Source organism: Pseudomonas sp. EU05-FHT14B02 (assembly GCF_058791055.1).
The window spans coordinates 118353-135519 of sequence record NZ_JBYTDD010000001.1; the positions used below are offsets into that span (position 1 = coordinate 118353).

Here is a 17167-nt window from a genome sequence, read left to right on the forward strand (position 1 = left end):
CGGCTCTTCAGTCGGACTCAGCCACGCGCAATGACGGCAGCGTCGGCTTCGACCTTTTCGGCCGCTTTCTGGCGGATCAAGCGTTCAAGCTCATCCACCAGATTGTCATTCGTCAGCTTCTGCGACGGCTTGCCGTCGATGTAAATCAGGTTCGGCGTGCCGCCGGTCAAGCCGATATGGGCTTCCTTGGCTTCGCCCGGGCCATTGACCACGCAACCGATAACCGCGACATCCAGCGGCACCAGCAAATCCTCGAGGCGCCCTTCCAGCTCGTTCATGGTCTTGACCACATCGAAGTTCTGCCGCGAGCAGCTCGGGCAGGCGATGAAGTTGATGCCACGGGAACGCAGGTGCAGGGATTTGAGAATGTCGTAGCCGACTTTCACTTCCTCGACCGGGTCGGCCGCCAACGAGATGCGAATAGTATCGCCAATCCCTTCGGCGAGCAGCATACCGAGGCCCACGGCAGATTTCACCGTGCCGGAACGCAATCCACCGGCTTCGGTGATGCCCAGGTGCAGCGGCTGGACGATTTCCTTGGCCAGCAAGCGGTAGGCTTCGACGGCCATGAACACATCGGAGGCTTTCACGCTGACCTTGAAGTCCTGGAAGTTCAGGCGCTCAAGGTGCTCGACGTGGCGCAAGGCAGACTCGACCAGCGCCGCCGGGGTCGGCTCGCCGTATTTCTTTTGCAGATCTTTTTCCAGGGAACCGGCGTTCACGCCGATACGGATCGGGATCCCGCGGTCACGGGCGGCATCCACCACCGCACGCACGCGATCTTCGCGACCGATGTTGCCCGGGTTGATCCGCAGGCAATCGACACCCAGCTCGGCTACACGCAAAGCGATCCGGTAGTCGAAGTGAATGTCGGCAACCAAGGGTACTTTGACCAGTTGCTTGATCTTGCCGAAGGCTTCGGCGGCGTCCATGTCCGGTACGGAGACCCGCACGATATCGACGCCGGCCGCTTCCAGGCGATTGATCTGCGCGACGGTGGCCGCAACATCGTTGGTGTCGCTGTTGGTCATGCTCTGCACAGCGATAGGCGCATCGCCGCCAACAGGCACGTTACCGACCCAGATCTTGCGGGATTCGCGACGTTTGATTGGAGATTCGCCGTGCATGACTTATTGACCCAACTTCAGGCGAGCAGTCTCGCCACTGGTGAACGGAGCGACATCAACCGGCTGGCCGTTGTAGCTGACCTGAGCGCCACGGGCAAAGCCCAGACGCACGGCAAACGGTGGTTTGCCATTGACCGCCAGGCTGTCGCCTTTGCGTTTGAGACCGCTGAACAGCACTTTGCCGCTACCGTCGGTAACTTGTGTCCAGCAATCGGAGGTGAACTGCACCTGAACCTGGCCTTGACCGGCCACCGGCGCGGCTGCCACTGGAGCCGGAGCGACAGGGGCTACCGGTGCAGTCGCCACCGGGGCCGGGACGGCAGGAGCTGCCGAAGCCAGAGCTGCCGGGGTCACCGGCGCTGCGACAACGGGCGCGGTGGTGTGCGCGGGGGCGGCTGGCGTGGTCGGCGCTACCGGGGCGGCTGGCGCAGTCGCCTGAGCCTGCTCCGGTGCTTCAGCCGGAGCATCGGCCTGTGGCAGCGCGAGGGCGGTTGCGCCTTCGCTCTGACCTTCCACGACGGCCTGGTCTTCCGGCTCGTCCAGCGGGTGAATCTGTGTCGTACCATCGGCGCCTTCGACTTCTACGTGCTCTGGTGCCAGACCGATCAGATCCTTGGTGCGCATCGAGGTCTGATCCTGCCACCAGACGAAACCGCCACCGATCACCGCGACCAGCAACAACAGGCTGACGACTCGTAAAATGGTGTGGGAAACCCGGACAGGCTCTTCAATACGGCCCAGGCTGTGAACATTGCTGCCCTGGGAGTCGGTACCGGTGGATTGATCGAATTGCTGGACCAGAACGGCCTGGTCCATGCCGAGCAATTTGGCATAGGTGCGAATGTAACCACGGGCAAAAGTATGCCCGGGCAGCTTGTCGAAGGCGCCTGCTTCCAGATTGCTCAAGGAAGTGGTGGTGAGGTTGAGCTTGAGGGCCACTTCGGCCAGCGACCAGCCATTGCTTTCGCGGGCCTGGCGCAAAGTCTCACCGGGGTTTACGCGATTCGCTGCTACAACTTCGGGATGCGCCGCTTTCATCATTGCTCCGACAGGTATTGCTGATATTCCGGCGTACCGGGATAGAGTCTTTTTAGTTGCAGGCCTGCGCTTGCGGCCTTGTCGCGGTCTTCGAACACTTTTGCCAGCCGAACGCCGAGCAATAGACTACGTGCATTTTGCTCGGAGAGCTGGCTAAAACGGTCGTAATAGTCACGCGCAGGCACATAATGCCTGTCTTCGTAAGACAACTCAGCCATTTCCAGCAATGCACGTGGTTGTTGGCGGTTCAGGCGCAGGGCTTTTTCCAGTTGCTGCCGGGACAGATCGCGCTGACCGAGCATCGCTGCGGTCATGCCCAGATTCTCGAACACCCGCGAACGCTCAGGATACAGGGTATCGGCAGCGGCCTGTTCAAAGCGCTCGTAGGCTTCGCTGTAACGCTTCTGCTCGAACAGGAAACTGCCGTAGTTATTGAGGATTCGTGCATCGCCGGGACGGGAAGCCAGCGCCTTGCGAAAATGCTCATCGGCAAGTTCCGGCTCCATCTCGGCCTGGAACACCAGCCCCAGCGCCGCGTTGGCATCAGGGTCGGAGCCATCCAGTTCCAATGCTTTCCTCAACGGAACCTTGGCGCGCTCGGTCATGCCTTGTTGCAAATACCCGATACCGAGTTGCACATACGCCTCACGCGCTTCATCACGGCCCTTGCTGGTCTTCATCGGGTTGTAATCACCCGAAAGCACGCAGCCAGCACACAGGCTGGCCAACAGCAAAAGCAGCGCAAAGCGCAGGGACATAGAGATCCTCTCTTGGTTATTTCGCAGCGTCTTGCGCTACATCGTTGTCGGCGTTGAGTTCACGCACGGCGATATAACGTTCGCTGCGACGGGTGCGATCCAGCACCTGCCCTACCAGTTGACCACAGGCCGCATCAATGTCTTCACCACGGGTGGTGCGGACGGTGACGTTGAAACCGGCATGATGAAGCTGATCCTGGAAACGACGAATGGCGTTGTTGCTCGGGCGCTCGTAACCGGAGTGCGGGAACGGGTTGAACGGGATCAGGTTGATCTTGCACGGGATGTTCTTGAGCAGCTCGATCATCTCCACGGCGTGCTCGACCTTGTCGTTGATATCTTTGAGCAAGGTGTACTCGATGGTCAGCACGCGCTTTTCGCCGAGATTCGACATATAGCGCTGGCACGACTCAAGGAGCATCTTAAGTGGATACTTCTTGTTGATCGGCACCAATTGGTTACGCAATGCGTCATTCGGTGCGTGCAGGGACAACGCCAGGGAGACGTCGATGTGCTTGGAGAGCTCATCGATCATCGGCACCACGCCGGAGGTCGACAGGGTCACACGGCGCTTGGAAATGCCGTAACCCAGGTCGTCCATCATCAAATGCATGGCCGCGACGACGTTGTCGAAGTTCAGCAGCGGCTCACCCATGCCCATCATCACCACGTTGGTGATGGCACGGTCGACGGTTGCCGGGACGCTGCCAAAGGATTTGTTGGCAATCCACACCTGCCCGATGACTTCGGCGGCGGTGAGGTTGCTGTTGAAGCCTTGCTTGCCGGTGGAGCAGAAACTGCAATCCAGGGCACAGCCTGCCTGGGACGAAACGCACAAGGTGCCGCGCTTGCCCTGGGGAATATAAACGGTCTCGACGCAGCTGCCGGACGCCACGCGCACCACCCACTTGCGGGTGCCGTCGCTGGAGATGTCCTCGCTGACCACTTCCGGACCACGGACCTCAGCAACAGCCTTGAGCTTTTCGCGCAAGGCCTTGCTGACGTTCGTCATGGCATCGAAATCATCGACACCAAAGTGGTGAATCCATTTCATTACCTGACCGGCACGGAAACGCTTCTCCCCGATTGAGTCGAAGAATTTTTCCATTTCCAGCTGGGTCAGACCCAGCAGGTTAGTTTTTACAGTCGATGTAGTCATGGATTCACCTTCACTCTTAAGCCAATGCTTAGCGAGTGGTTACTTCAGTAGCTGCGAAGAAGTACGAGATTTCGCGAGCGGCAGCGGCTTCGGAGTCCGAACCGTGTACGGCGTTGGCGTCGATGGAATCAGCGAAGTCAGCACGGATGGTGCCGGCAGCAGCTTCTTTAGGGTTGGTAGCGCCCATCAGCTCACGGTTCAGAGCGATAGCGTTTTCGCCTTCCAGAACCTGAACGACAACCGGACCGGAGATCATGAAAGCAACCAGGTCGTTGAAGAAACCACGAGCGCTGTGCTCAGCGTAGAAGCCTTCAGCTTCGGCTTTGGACAGTTGCTTCAGTTTCGAAGCTACAACGCGCAGGCCAGCTTTTTCGAAACGAGTGGTGATCTCGCCGATAACGTTTTTAGCAACGGCGTCAGGCTTGATGATGGAGAAAGTACGTTGAACAGCCATGGTGTAACTCCAGAAACGGTAATTTACGAAAAATTAAACCCGCGAATTATACGCGGGTTCTCGGGTATTGCCTAACCTGCTCGACAGACTCAGTCTGCCTCTTCGATCCAGGCGGCCTGAATGGCTTCAAGCACTTTCTCGCCGCCGCGAGTCGGATCATCGCTGAACTCCGGCAATGCCAGCACCCATTGGTGCAGATCGACGAAGTTCACGTAACGCGGATCCACCTCAGGCTTGCTTTCAGCCAACTGGATCGCAATTTCCAGCACATCAACCCATTTCAGACTCATTTCAGATCCTTGAATCAGTGCGGTGCTTCGGCCGCATGGTTGAGCGAATACTTCGGAATCTCGACGGTCAGGTCTTCGGTACCGACCTTGGCCTGGCACCCCAGACGGGACTCACGCTCAAGACCCCAAGCCTTATCAAGGTAGTCCTCTTCCAACTCGTCAGCCTCTTCCAGCGAGTCGAAACCCTCGCGGATGATGCAGTGACAAGTGGTGCAGGCACAAACGCCGCCACAGGCACTTTCCATCTCGATATGGTGTTCGTGAGCCAGTTCGAGGATGGAAATACCCGGCTCAGCCTCCACGACCATGCCATCCGGACAAAACTTTTCGTGTGGCAGAAAAATGACCTGCGGCATCGTTATTCCTCAATCTCATTCAGGTTGCGCCCCGCCAGCGCGGCTTTCACCGTCGAGTCCAGGCGGCGGGCAGCAAAGGCGTCGGTCACTTGCGACAGACGCTTGGTCTGCTGCTCGATGGCGTAACCATCGGTACCTTTCATCAGTTCGGTCAGTTCCTGCACCTGCAGGTCGATGACCATGCGCTCGTCGGCGTCGAGCAGTCGGTCGCCGTCGGCCTCCAGAGCAGCCTGCACCGCTTCGATCAGGCGCTGGGCATCGACCTGCTGCTCACGCAGTACGCGGGCAACCTTGTCGTCGTTGGCGTGCTGGAACGAATCCTTGAGCATCTTGGCGATTTCGCCGTCGGTCAGACCGTAGGACGGCTTGACCTGAATGCTGGCTTCGACGCCCGAACCCAGTTCCCGGGCCGAAACGCTCAGCAGACCGTCGGCATCGACCTGGAAGGTCACGCGAATCTTCGCCGCACCGGCCACCATCGCCGGAATGCCGCGCAATTCGAAGCGCGCCAGGGAGCGGCAGTCGCTGATCAGCTCGCGCTCGCCCTGCAATACGTGGATGGCCATGGCCGACTGGCCGTCTTTATAAGTGGTGAAGTCCTGGGCGCGGGCGACGGGGATGGTGGTGTTGCGTGGAATCACCTTCTCCATCAGGCCACCCATGGTTTCCAGCCCCAGGGACAACGGAATCACGTCGAGCAGCAGCAGTTCATCGCCATCGCGCTTGTTGCCGGCCAGGGTATCGGCCTGGATCGCGGCACCGATGGCCACCACTTGATCCGGATCGATTTCAGTCAGCGGTTGACGACCGAAGGCTTCGGCAACGGCTTCACGAACGCGAGGCACGCGAGTCGAACCACCGACCATGACCACGGCATGCACGTCTTCCAGCTCGACACCGGAATCACGGACAGCGCGGCGGCAGGCCTTCAGGCTTCGCGCGACCATCGGCTCGATCAACGCATCAAAGGCTTCACGTGTCAGCTCGGCCTTCCAGGCGCCATGCGCCACTTCGACCGACGAGGCATTGGTCAGCGCTTCTTTGGCGGCACAGGCAGTCTGCAGCAGTTGGCGCTGCGCGCCTGGATCAAGGTCTGCCGACAAACCGGCGCCTTCAATGATCCAGCCAGCAATCGCATGATCGAAGTCATCGCCACCCAGGGCGCTGTCGCCGCCAGTGGCCAACACCTCGAAGACACCGCCGGTCAGGCGCAGAATCGAAATATCGAAGGTGCCGCCGCCCAGATCGTAAATCGCGACCAGGCCTTCGGCATGCTGGTCCAGACCGTAAGCCACGGCTGCCGCGGTCGGCTCATTGAGCAAGCGCAACACGTTCAGACCGGCCAGCTTGGCCGCATCCTTGGTGGCTTGACGCTGAGCGTCGTCGAAATAGGCCGGAACGGTGATCACCGCACCCACCAACTCACCGCCCAGGGTCGCTTCGGCACGCTGACGCAGGACCCTGAGGATGTCGGCGGAGACTTCCACCGGGCTTTTCGGGCCCTGGATCGTCTCGATGAACGGCATGTGCGACTCGCCACCGACAAAGCGGTACGGCAGCTGATCGCCCAATTGCTTGACGTCGGACAGACCACGACCCATCAAGCGCTTGACCGACAGCACAGTGTTCAACGGATCGGTGGCGGCGGCCAGCTTGGCGGATTCGCCAACTTCGACGCAATCGGCATGGTAGCGCACGGCAGAAGGCAGGATGACCCGCCCTTCTGCGTCAGCCAGAGGCTCGGAAAGTCCACTGCGCAATGCAGCGACCAGCGAATTGGTAGTGCCCAAGTCGATCCCCACAGCCAGACGACGCTGGTGCGGTTGAGGACTTTGGCCGGGTTCGGCGATCTGCAGTAGGGCCATCGTTATCAGGACTTATCTGTATATCAGGCGTGCGACCGGAGCGGCACTGGGTTAATCGTCGAGGCGCTCTTCTAACTGGCGCACTTCGTAGGTGAGCTTGTCGAGGAACTGCATGCGCCGCATCAGGCGTTCGGCCCGTTCACGGTGCACGGCATCGTTCCAGCAAGCTGCGAAGCTTTGGTTCAGTTCATCCTGGGCAGCCTTGAGGCGGCGCTTGAAGACGGCAACGCCATTCAGGTCGGCGCTGTCCTGCAGGTCTTCGAGTTCCTCGCGCAGCTCCATCTGCTGCAGCAGAAACTCCGGATCATGCACCGTGACCTCCAGCGGCAGCTCGCCACCATTCAAGGCGAGCAGGTAACGCGCGCGCTTGGGTGGACTCTTGAGCGTCTGGTAGGCCTCGTTGAGGCTCGCGGATTGTTCCAGCGCCAACCGCTGCTCGCGCTCGGAAGCGTCCGCAAAACGGTCCGGATGAACACTGCGCGCCAACTCACGGTAGCGCGTAGCCAGCTGATCGAGGTCCAGATCGAAACTCGGTTGCAGCTCAAATAAAGCGAAATGACAAGGAGTACCCACGACAAGCCTCAGATGTTGAAGCTTTCGCCGCAGCCACATTCACCGCGTACGTTGGGGTTGTTGAACTTGAAGCCTTCGTTCAACCCTTCCTTGACGAAATCGAGCTCGGTGCCGTCCAGGTAGGCCAGGCTCTTCGGGTCGATGATCACTTTCTCGCCGTGACTCTCGAACACCTGGTCCTCTGCAACCACCTCGTCGACAAACTCCAGCACGTAGGCAAGGCCGGAACAGCCTGTGGTGCGAACACCCAGACGAATCCCTTCACCTTTGCCGCGCCCGTCGAGGGAGCGCCGCACGTGTCGAGCAGCCGCTTCTGTCATGCTGATAGCCATCGGTGACTCCTTACTCGTCGCCAAAACTCGAAAATCAGATCAAGCCTTTCTTCTGCTTGTAATCGCGAACAGCCGCCTTGATGGCGTCTTCAGCGAGTACCGAGCAGTGGATTTTCACTGGCGGCAGGGCCAGTTCTTCAGCCAGCTGGGTGTTCTTGATGGTTTCCGCTTCGTCCAGGGTCTTGCCCTTCATCCACTCGGTAGCGAGGGAGCTGGAAGCGATAGCCGAACCGCAGCCGTAAGTCTTGAACTTGGCATCTTCGATGATGCCGGCTTCGTTGACCTTGATCTGCAGGCGCATCACGTCGCCGCACGCCGGAGCGCCGACCATGCCGGTGCCGACATCAGGATCTTCCACGTCCATCTTGCCGACGTTGCGCGGGTTTTCGTAGTGGTCGATGACCTTTTCGCTGTAAGCCATGATTCTCAATCCTCACTCATCAGGGCCGCTCTTGAGACCCTGTAGTTACGCTGCATGGACCGCCGCGCTGCTACAGGACCCGTACCCGGCGGCTTCTTTGTTTAGTGTGCCGCCCACTCGATCTTCGAGATATCGACGCCGTCTTTGTACATGTCCCACAGCGGCGACAGAGCGCGCAGCTTGGTAACGGCCTCGCAGACTTTCTGCGCGGCGTAATCGATTTCTTCTTCGGTGGTGAAACGGCCGAAGGTGAAGCGGATCGAGCTGTGTGCCAGTTCGTCGTTGCGGCCCAGGGCGCGCAGTACGTACGAAGGCTCAAGGGACGCCGAGGTGCAGGCCGAACCGGACGAAACCGCCAGATCCTTGAGCGCCATGATCAGCGACTCGCCTTCAACGTAGTTGAAGCTCAGGTTCAGGTTGTGCGGAACGCGGGCGGTCATGCTGCCGTTGACGTACAGCTCTTCCAGGTGCTCGACCTGCTTGTAGAAACGGTCGCTCAACGCCTTGATGCGAGCGTTCTCTGCAGCCATGTCTTCCTTGGCTACGCGGAAAGCTTCACCCATGCCGACGATCTGGTGGGTCGCCAGGGTGCCGGAACGCATGCCGCGCTCGTGACCGCCACCGTGCATGGTCGCTTCGATACGTACGCGCGGTTTGCGGCTTACGTACAGGGCGCCGATGCCTTTAGGACCGTAGGTCTTGTGGGCGGAGAACGACATCATGTCGACTTTCAGCTTCTGCAGGTCGATCTCGACCTTGCCGGTGGACTGAGCGGCGTCGACGTGGAACAGGATGCCCTTGGAACGGAGCAGTTCGCCGATCGCCGCGATGTCGTTGACGGTGCCGATTTCGTTGTTCACGTGCATGACCGAAACCAGGATGGTGTCGTCGCGCAGTTCGGCTTCGATCATCTCCGGGGTCACCAGGCCATCGGTGCGAGGCTCGATGTAGGTCACTTCGAAGCCTTCACGCTCCAGTTGGCGCATGGTGTCCAGGACAGCCTTGTGCTCAATCTTGGTGGTGATCAGGTGCTTGCCCTTGGTGGCATAGAAATGTGCCGCACCCTTGATTGCCAGGTTGTCGGATTCGGTGGCACCGGAGGTCCAGACGATTTCACGCGGGTCGGCGTTGACCAGGTCAGCGACCTGACGACGAGCGTTTTCAACGGACTCTTCAGCTTTCCAGCCGAACACGTGGGAACGGGACGCCGGGTTACCGAAGTTTCCGTCGACCAGCAGGCATTCACTCATTTTTTGCGCAACACGCGGATCAACCGGGGTGGTCGCAGAGTAATCAAGGTAAATCGGCAATTTCATGGACTATCTCCTAAATCAGGCTGGCTGGCGTGCCGCTAGCTCTTTGGCTGTCATTCGACGGCGGACGCTTCAATCTTGTCCAGGCGTGGCGCCTTGCTGTTGCAACGGCGCTGGTCCTGACGCTGGGCTACTTCTTGCACCTCACGGCGAGTCACAAGGTCAGCCAAGCTGATACCGCTCAGAAATTCGTGAATTTGCAGGCTCAGATCACACCACAAGTGGTGGGTCAGACAGGTGTCGCCTTGATGGCAATCACCCTGGCCCTGGCATTTGGTTGCATCGACCGATTCGTTCACCGCATCGATCACCTGGGCGACCTGGATGCCCTGCATGTCGCGGGACAATTGGTAGCCACCACCCGGACCACGCACGCTGGACACCAGATTGCTGCGGCGCAGCTTGGCGAAAAGCTGTTCGAGATAGGACAGGGAGATGCCTTGGCGCTCGGAGATATCGGCCAGGGACACGGGCCCGTGCTGCGCGTGCAACGCCAGATCAAGCATGGCGGTCACGGCGTATCGGCCTTTTGTAGTCAGTCGCATGGACAATTACCACGGAGTTCGGAATGAGGCGAGTATGCAATTCCCGAGTATTTAAGTCAACTATAAGACCTAGTACTTTAGTCAGGTTTACCCGCAAAAGAGCGGCAGCATCATAGCAAAGGCTGAGCGGTTACAGCCAGCAGTACTGTAGGAGCGAGCATGCTCGCGATGGTCGTCAACGATAACGCTGGGGGGCCTGACACCCCGCGGCGTTCTCGGGCTCATCGCGAGCATGCTCGCTCCTACAGAGTGGGGAGCATGTTCGTAAAGCGTCAGCTGGCTTGGCTTTGGTCTTTATCCTTCACACAGGCGAAATCTTCTTCGCGCAGCTCAGGCAGATCTTTCGCACAGTAATTGCTGCCCAGGTCCTTCAACGCCCCGCACATCCCTTCCAGACGTCCATCGACCGCCTGCAGGTGATCGAGCAGCTGACCAATGGCACGCGCCACCGGGTCAGGCATGTCCTCGCTGAGGCCGTAGGCATCGAATCCGATCTTCTCGGCCATGGCCTTGCGCTTGGCGTCCTGCTCGACATCGGACTTGACGATGATCCGCCCCGGAATACCCACCACAGTGGCACCCGGCGGCACTTCCTTGGTCACGACAGCGTTGGAACCCACCTTGGCACCGGCACCGACCGTGAACGGGCCGAGCACCTTCGCGCCCGCCCCGACCACGACGCCATCACCCAGCGTCGGGTGACGCTTGCCCTTGTTCCAGCTGGTGCCGCCCAGGGTCACGCCCTGATAAATAGTGACGTCATCGCCGATCTCGGCGGTTTCACCGATGACGATGCCCATGCCATGGTCAATGAAGAAACGACGACCGACCTTGGCCCCCGGATGGATCTCGATCCCGGTCAACCAGCGGCCGAAGTTCGACACCAGCCGCGCCAGCCATTTCAGGTCCGCGCGCCACAGCATCGCCGACAAACGGTGGATCCAGATGGCGTGCATGCCCGGATAGCAAGTCAGGACTTCAAAAGCGTTACGCGCCGCCGGGTCTCGGTGGAATACGCTCTGGATATCTTCACGCAAACGCTCGAACATCATTAATCCTTCCGCTTAAGGAGCTCACCACGGGCCGCTTTTTGGGTTTCCGTGAGGATGCCACGCAAAATATTCATTTCCGCCCGGCTGACCGAGCTGCGTCCGTACAACCGGCGCAGGCGCGCCATCAAGTGCCGTGGCTTTTCCGGATCGAGGAATTCGATGGCCACCAGGGTCTGCTCCAGGTGCTCATAGAATCGCTCCAGTTCGTCCATGGTCGCCAGCTCAGCGCTTTTGACCGAGGCCACTTCTTCCTTCTCGACCTTGCTCGGCTGACCTTGGGCCGCCAGCCAGGACATGCGCACTTCATAACCCAACACCTGCACCGCCGCCCCAAGGTTCAGCGAACTGAACTCGGGGTCTGATGGAATGTGCACGTGATAATGACATCGCTGCAGCTCTTCGTTGGTCAGGCCGGAATCTTCACGACCGAACACCAGAGCGATTTCCGCACCCTGCCCCGCTTCCTCGACCACCTTCGTTCCGCATTCGCGGGGGTCGAGCAGCGGCCAGGGAATGCGCCGGTCGCGAGCACTGGTACCAAGCACCAGGTTGCAGCCGACCAAGGCATCTTCCAAGGTGGCGACGACTTGCGCGTTTTCAAGGATGTCCCCGGCACCGGAGGCACGGGCATCAGCCTCGTGATGCGGGAACACACGAGGCTCGACCAGCACCAGCCGCGACAGCCCCATGTTCTTCATGGCACGCGCAGCCCCGCCGATATTGCCCGGATGGCTGGTATTGACCAGGACGACACGAATGTTTTGCAGCAAGGGAGGCGCTCTCGAACACAATAATCGGGAGCAGAATCTTACAGCTCATCCTACCGTTAAGCCATGAAAGCGAACGTCGTCCTTCTCCTGTAGAAACTTTCTGATAGAATGCCCGGCTTTCTTTAACAACCTTAGGTGACACATCCATGCAGCCCATGCTGAATATCGCGCTGCGCGCCGCCCGCAGCGCCAGTGAATTGATCTTCCGCTCCATCGAGCGCCTGGATACCATCAAGGTCGACGAAAAAGACGCCAAGGATTACGTATCCGAGGTGGATCGCGCCGCCGAACAGAAAATCATCGATGCCCTGCGCAAGGCGTACCCGAATCACTCGATCCTGGGTGAAGAGACCGGCATGCACGCCGGCACCGGCATCGAAGGCGAAGAGTACCTGTGGATCATCGATCCGCTGGACGGCACCACCAACTTCCTGCGCGGCATTCCTCACTTCGCTGTCAGCATCGCCTGCAAATACCGCGGTCGTCTTGAGCACGCTGTTGTTCTGGACCCGGTTCGCCAGGAAGAATTCACCGCCAGCCGTGGTCGCGGCGCTCAACTGAACGGTCGTCGCCTGCGCGTCAGCGGTCGCACCAGCCTCGACGGCGCCCTGCTGGGTACCGGCTTCCCGTTCCGTGACGACCAGATGGACAACCTCGACAACTACCTGGGCATGTTCCGCGCTCTGGTTGGCCAGACTGCCGGCATCCGCCGCGCCGGCTCTGCAAGCCTGGACCTGGCCTACGTGGCCGCCGGCCGTTTCGACGCCTTCTGGGAGTCGGGCCTGTCCGAATGGGACATGGCGGCAGGCGCCCTGCTGATCCAGGAAGCTGGCGGCCTGGTGAGCGACTTCACCGGCGGTCACGACTTCCTTGAAAAAGGCCACGTCGTTGCTGGTAACACCAAGTGTTTCAAGGCAGTCCTGACGGCCATCCAGCCGCACCTGCCAGCCTCGCTGAAGCGCTAAGCTTCCAGCGACAGAAAAAGCACCCTTCGGGGTGCTTTTTTTATGCCTGGAATTTGCCCTTCAAAACACCACAATCCCACTGTAGGAGCGAGCTTGCTCGCGATGAACCTCAGAGCACCGCGGGGTGCCAGGCCTCCCACGTCATCGTTGACGACCATCGCGAGCAAGCTCGCTCCTACAGTGGGTTTGCGGTGGTGCATAAATCGGGGGCACAAAAAAGCACCCCGCAGGGTGCTTCTTCTTGAATCTGACTTCAGCGGATCAATGAGCCTGCTGATTATCCGACAAGATCAACTTGCCCTCTTTATCCACAGGGATCTGGTTCCCCGGATCACGATCCATGCGCACCTTGCCTTCCTTGCCGTCCAGCGAATAACGCACGTCGTAACCTACAACCTTGTCGCTGATGTCGTTAACCGTGTTACAGCGGGTCTGGGTGGTGGTGTAGGTGTCACGCTCCTGCATGCCTTCCTGCACCTTGTTACCGGCATAACCGCCACCGACAGCACCTGCGACCGTGGCGATCTTCTTACCACTGCCGCCACCGATCTGGTTACCCAACAAACCACCTGCCAATGCACCGACCACCGTACCGGCGATCTGATGTTGATCTTTCACCGGCGCCTGCCGGGTGACCGCTACATCCTTGCACACTTCACGTGGAGTCTTGATTTGTGTCTTGACCGGCTCAACGGCGAGTACTTGTGCGAACTCCGGGCCGCTTTTAACCAGGCTGTAGGTGGCCACAGCACCCCCGGCAGTCACACCGACAGCACCCAGTACAGCACCAACCAGCATCGACTTGTTCACATGAACCTCCTGGACCATCACATTCGGGACAAACCCGCGCTTCTCCTAGCCTTGGAGCATAAAAAAAGGCGCGAGTTCAACTCGCGCCTTTTTCGGACTACATCGCTGAAAGAAGCTTCCTTCAAGGACGGTCGTCGACTTCCTTCTCGGTATTGGCAGGAGGAATCAGGTCTTCCGTGCTCAGGTTCAGCCAGATCAGCACCACGTTGGCGATGTAGATCGACGAATAAGTACCCGCCAGAACACCGATAAACAGGGCGATGGAGAAGCCGAACAGGTTGTCGCCGCCGAAGAACAGCAGGGCCGCGATCGCCAGCAAAGTAGAGATCGAAGTCGCCATGGTCCGCAGCAGGGTTTGCGTGGTCGAGATGTTGATGTTCTCGATCAGGTTGGCCTTGCGCAGTACCCGGAAGTTCTCACGAACCCGGTCGAATACCACGATGGTGTCGTTGAGCGAGTAACCGATGATCGCCAGTACCGCCGCCAGCACCGTCAGGTCGAAGGTGATCTGGAAGAACGACAGGATACCGATGGTCACGATCACGTCGTGGATCAGGGACACGATCGCACCGACCGCAAACTTCCACTGAAAGCGGAAAGCCAGGTAGATCAGGATGCCGCCCAGCGCCATCAGCATGCCGAGGCCGCCCTGGTCGCGCAGCTCTTCACCCACCTGCGGGCCGACGAACTCGACGCGCTTGACCGTCGCCGGGTTCTCGCCACCCACCTTCTGCAAGGCTTCGGCCACCTGGTGACCCAGTTGCGGGTCTTCGCCAGGCATGCGCACCAGCAGGTCGGTGGTTGCACCGAAGTTCTGCACGATGGCTTCGTGATAACCCGCGGTCACCAGCTGTTCACGCACCTTGGTGACGTCGGCCGGACGCTCGTAGGTCAGCTCGATGAGCGTACCGCCGGTGAAGTCCAGGCCCCAGTTCATGCCCTTGGTGGCGACGCTGAACAAGGCCAGCACCGTAAGGAACAATGTGACGCCGAACGCAAAGTTGCGAACGCCCATGAAGTTGATTGTACGTAACATGGCAGCCCCTTAAATCCACAACTTCTTGAAGTCACGACCGCCGAAGATCAGGTTGACCATCGCGCGGGTCACCATGATGGCCGTGAACATCGAGGTAAAGATCCCGAGGGACATGGTCACTGCGAAGCCCTTGACCGGGCCGGTGCCCATGGCAAAGAGGATGCCGCCGACCAACAGTGTTGTCAGGTTGGCGTCGAGAATCGCGGTGAATGCCCGGCCGAAGCCTTCGTTGATTGCACGCTGCACGGTCATGCCGGCGGCGATCTCTTCACGGATCCGCGAGAAGATCAGCACGTTGGCGTCGACCGCCATACCCATGGTCAACACGATACCGGCGATACCCGGCAGGGTCAGCGTTGCACCCAGCAGAGACATCAAGGCCAGCAGCATCACCATGTTCACCGTCAGCGCGACAGTGGCGATGATGCCGAAGAAGCGGTAGATGGCGATGATGAACAGCGAGACGAACAGCATGCCCCACAGCGATGCATCGATACCCTTGGTGATGTTGTCCGCACCCAGGCTTGGACCGATGGTGCGTTCTTCAGCGAAGTACATCGGAGCGGCCAGACCACCGGCACGCAGCAGCAGCGCCAGTTCGGACGACTCGCCCTGGCCGTTCAGGCCAGTGATGCGGAACTGAGCACCCAGCGGCGACTGAATGGTCGCCAGGCTGATGATTTTCTTCTCTTCCTTGAAGGTCTGAACCGGCACGTCTTTCTCGACGCCGTTGACCACTTGCTTGGTGTAAGTGGTAACCGGGCGCTGCTCGATGAAGATCACCGCCATGCTGCGACCGACGTTCGAACGGGTCGCACGGCTCATCAGCTCGCCGCCGTGGCCATCCAGACGGATATTCACTTCTGGCCTGCCGTGCTCGTCGAAGCCAGCCTTGGCGTCGGTTACCTGGTCACCGGTGATGATCAGGCCACGCTCGATCAGCGCAGGAGGACGGTTGCCCTCACGGAACTCGAAGGATTCGGAAGTGGCTTTCGAAGCACCCGGCTCAGCGGCCAGACGGAACTCGAGGTTGGCCGTCTTGCCGAGGATACGCTTGGCTTCGGCGGTGTCCTGCACGCCCGGCAGCTCAACCACGATGCGGTTGGCGCCCTGACGCTGGACGATCGGTTCGGCAACACCCAGCTCGTTGACGCGGTTACGTACCGTGGTCAAGTTCTGCTTGATGGAGTATTCACGGATTTCCGCCAGCTTGGCCGGGGTCATCGCCAGACGCAGCACCGGTTGACCGTTGAGGTCGGCCGGAACAATGTCGAAATCGTTGAAGTTCTTGCGGATCAGCGTACGGGCCTGTTCGCGGGCTGCTTCATCAGTGAAGCCCAGCTGAATGGCACCGCCCAGTTGCGGCAGACTGCGATAGCGCAGCTTCTCTTTACGCAGAAGGCTCTTGACGTCGCCTTCGTAGACTTTCAGGCGCGCGTCGAGGGCTTTGTCCATGTCCACTTCCAGCAGGAAGTGCACACCACCGGACAAGTCCAGACCCAGCTTCATCGGGTGCGCAGCGAGGTTGCGCAGCCATTGCGGGGTGGTTTGTGCCAGGTTCAGCGCGACGACGTAGTCATCACCCAATGCCTTGCGCACGACGTCTTTGGCCGGCAGCTGGTCTTCAGCCTTGGTCAGGCGAATCAGACCGCCCTTGCCGCCCTCTGCCAGCGTGGCAGCCTTGACGTTGATCCCGGATTCCTTGAGCGCAGCGCTCACGCGATCCAGATCAGCCTGATTGACTTGCAGCGCAGTGCTTGCACCGCTGACCTGAATGGCCGGGTCATCAGGATAAAGATTGGGAGCGGAATAAATCAGACCGACCGCCAGCACCGCCAGGATCAGAATGTATTTCCACAGAGGATATTTGTTCAGCATCACGCCGCCCGTTTATGACGCGGGGCGCCTTGCGCGCCCCGTCGATTGAAAATGAAGTTGAAACTTAGATCGCTTTGAGCGTGCCTTTTGGCAGCGTGGCGGCGATGGCGCCTTTCTGGAACTTCATTTCGACGGTGTCGGAAACTTCCAGAACGACGAAATCGTCGGCCACTTTAGTGATCTTGCCGGCGATGCCGCCGGTGGTCACAACTTCGTCGCCTTTCTGCAGGCTGCTCAGCAGGTTTTTCTGCTCTTTGGCGCGTTTGGCCTGTGGACGCCAGATCATCAGGTAAAAGATGACCAGGAAGCCGACCAGGAAAATCCACTCGAAACCGCCGCCCATAGGGGCTGCCGCAGGTGCAGCAGCGTCTGCCATGGCATTAGAGATAAAAAAGCTCATTTAGCACTCCAGTTGCAAATGTTGA

20 protein-coding genes are annotated in these 17167 nt (G+C 59.5%); 1 reads left to right on the top strand and 19 read right to left on the bottom strand.

Annotated features, from left to right (window positions below; translation table 11 throughout):
- Positions 1-17: 17 nt before the first annotated feature.
- From ispG to trmJ, 15 genes are all read right to left on the bottom strand, one after another.
- Positions 18-1127, bottom strand: coding sequence for a flavodoxin-dependent (E)-4-hydroxy-3-methylbut-2-enyl-diphosphate synthase (gene ispG / locus AC3WTM_RS00490; protein WP_003185136.1), 1110 nt, complete (start codon positions 1125-1127; stop codon positions 18-20).
- A 3-nt stretch (positions 1128-1130) separates the two neighbouring features.
- A complete protein-coding gene (locus tag AC3WTM_RS00495; RefSeq protein ID WP_102670190.1) occupies positions 1131-2165 on the bottom strand; it encodes a RodZ domain-containing protein in 1035 nt (344 codons plus the stop codon).
- The gene (gene pilW, locus AC3WTM_RS00500; protein WP_102670191.1) at positions 2165-2923 is read right to left on the bottom strand and encodes a type IV pilus biogenesis/stability protein PilW; all 759 of its coding nucleotides are present in this window, start codon (positions 2921-2923) and stop codon (positions 2165-2167) included. Before pilW ends, AC3WTM_RS00495 begins: the two co-directional genes overlap by 1 nt.
- 16 nt (positions 2924-2939) lie before the next feature.
- A complete protein-coding gene (gene rlmN / locus AC3WTM_RS00505; protein WP_057716300.1) occupies positions 2940-4082 on the bottom strand; it encodes a dual-specificity RNA methyltransferase RlmN in 1143 nt (380 codons plus the stop codon).
- A gap of 28 nt (positions 4083-4110) precedes the next feature.
- Positions 4111-4536 carry a nucleoside-diphosphate kinase gene (gene ndk, locus AC3WTM_RS00510; protein ID WP_007903599.1) on the bottom strand — a complete coding sequence of 142 codons (426 nt, stop codon included), beginning with the start codon at positions 4534-4536 and terminating at the stop codon, positions 4111-4113.
- Between the two features lie 89 nt (positions 4537-4625).
- Complete coding sequence (iscX, locus tag AC3WTM_RS00515; RefSeq protein WP_008070969.1) at positions 4626-4826, bottom strand: Fe-S cluster assembly protein IscX; 201 nt, start codon at positions 4824-4826, stop codon at positions 4626-4628.
- 14 nt (positions 4827-4840) lie between these two features.
- Positions 4841-5182 (bottom strand): ISC system 2Fe-2S type ferredoxin, encoded by a 342-nt coding sequence (gene fdx / locus AC3WTM_RS00520; RefSeq protein WP_102670192.1) that lies wholly within the window; start codon positions 5180-5182, stop codon positions 4841-4843.
- 2 nt (positions 5183-5184) lie between these two features.
- Entirely contained in the window at positions 5185-7047 is a 1863-nt protein-coding gene (gene hscA, locus AC3WTM_RS00525) for a Fe-S protein assembly chaperone HscA (RefSeq protein WP_102670193.1), read from the bottom strand.
- Positions 7048-7098: 51 nt separating this feature from the next.
- Positions 7099-7620 carry a co-chaperone HscB gene (gene hscB / locus AC3WTM_RS00530; protein ID WP_102670194.1) on the bottom strand — a complete coding sequence of 174 codons (522 nt, stop codon included), beginning with the start codon at positions 7618-7620 and terminating at the stop codon, positions 7099-7101.
- Positions 7621-7628: 8 nt separating this feature from the next.
- A complete protein-coding gene (gene iscA, locus AC3WTM_RS00535) occupies positions 7629-7952 on the bottom strand; it encodes an iron-sulfur cluster assembly protein IscA (RefSeq protein ID WP_003227904.1) in 324 nt (107 codons plus the stop codon).
- 34 nt (positions 7953-7986) lie between these two features.
- Positions 7987-8373 (bottom strand): Fe-S cluster assembly scaffold IscU, encoded by a 387-nt coding sequence (gene iscU / locus AC3WTM_RS00540; RefSeq protein WP_102670195.1) that lies wholly within the window; start codon positions 8371-8373, stop codon positions 7987-7989.
- A 101-nt stretch (positions 8374-8474) separates the two neighbouring features.
- Positions 8475-9689, bottom strand: a complete 1215-nt coding sequence (locus AC3WTM_RS00545) for an IscS subfamily cysteine desulfurase (RefSeq protein ID WP_057716303.1) — start codon at positions 9687-9689, stop codon at positions 8475-8477.
- A 50-nt stretch (positions 9690-9739) separates the two neighbouring features.
- Positions 9740-10231 carry a Fe-S cluster assembly transcriptional regulator IscR gene (gene iscR, locus AC3WTM_RS00550; protein WP_007903581.1) on the bottom strand — a complete coding sequence of 164 codons (492 nt, stop codon included), beginning with the start codon at positions 10229-10231 and terminating at the stop codon, positions 9740-9742.
- Between the two features lie 272 nt (positions 10232-10503).
- A complete protein-coding gene (gene cysE / locus AC3WTM_RS00555) occupies positions 10504-11280 on the bottom strand; it encodes a serine O-acetyltransferase (protein ID WP_102670196.1) in 777 nt (258 codons plus the stop codon).
- Between the two features lie 2 nt (positions 11281-11282).
- Positions 11283-12053: a tRNA (cytosine(32)/uridine(32)-2'-O)-methyltransferase TrmJ gene (trmJ, locus tag AC3WTM_RS00560; protein WP_008053257.1), complete on the bottom strand. Its 771-nt coding sequence runs from the start codon at positions 12051-12053 to the stop codon at positions 11283-11285.
- Between the two features lie 146 nt (positions 12054-12199).
- Between trmJ and suhB the strand changes: the two genes are divergently transcribed.
- Positions 12200-13018, top strand: a complete 819-nt coding sequence (gene suhB / locus AC3WTM_RS00565) for a type III secretion system regulator SuhB (RefSeq protein WP_008053258.1) — start codon at positions 12200-12202, stop codon at positions 13016-13018.
- Between the two features lie 261 nt (positions 13019-13279).
- Here suhB and AC3WTM_RS00570 read toward each other — a convergent pair whose 3' ends face one another.
- The 4 genes from AC3WTM_RS00570 to yajC form a co-directional block, all read right to left on the bottom strand.
- Positions 13280-13828 (bottom strand): glycine zipper 2TM domain-containing protein, encoded by a 549-nt coding sequence (locus AC3WTM_RS00570; RefSeq protein WP_102670198.1) that lies wholly within the window; start codon positions 13826-13828, stop codon positions 13280-13282.
- Between the two features lie 121 nt (positions 13829-13949).
- On the bottom strand, positions 13950-14864 hold the full coding sequence (gene secF, locus AC3WTM_RS00575; RefSeq protein ID WP_056855158.1) for a protein translocase subunit SecF: 915 nt from the start codon (positions 14862-14864) through the stop codon (positions 13950-13952).
- A gap of 9 nt (positions 14865-14873) precedes the next feature.
- The gene (gene secD, locus AC3WTM_RS00580; RefSeq protein ID WP_057716306.1) at positions 14874-16742 is read right to left on the bottom strand and encodes a protein translocase subunit SecD; all 1869 of its coding nucleotides are present in this window, start codon (positions 16740-16742) and stop codon (positions 14874-14876) included.
- Positions 16743-16806: 64 nt separating this feature from the next.
- Positions 16807-17142, bottom strand: a complete 336-nt coding sequence (gene yajC, locus AC3WTM_RS00585; protein WP_007956696.1) for a preprotein translocase subunit YajC — start codon at positions 17140-17142, stop codon at positions 16807-16809.
- Between the last annotated feature and the right edge of the window lie 25 nt (positions 17143-17167).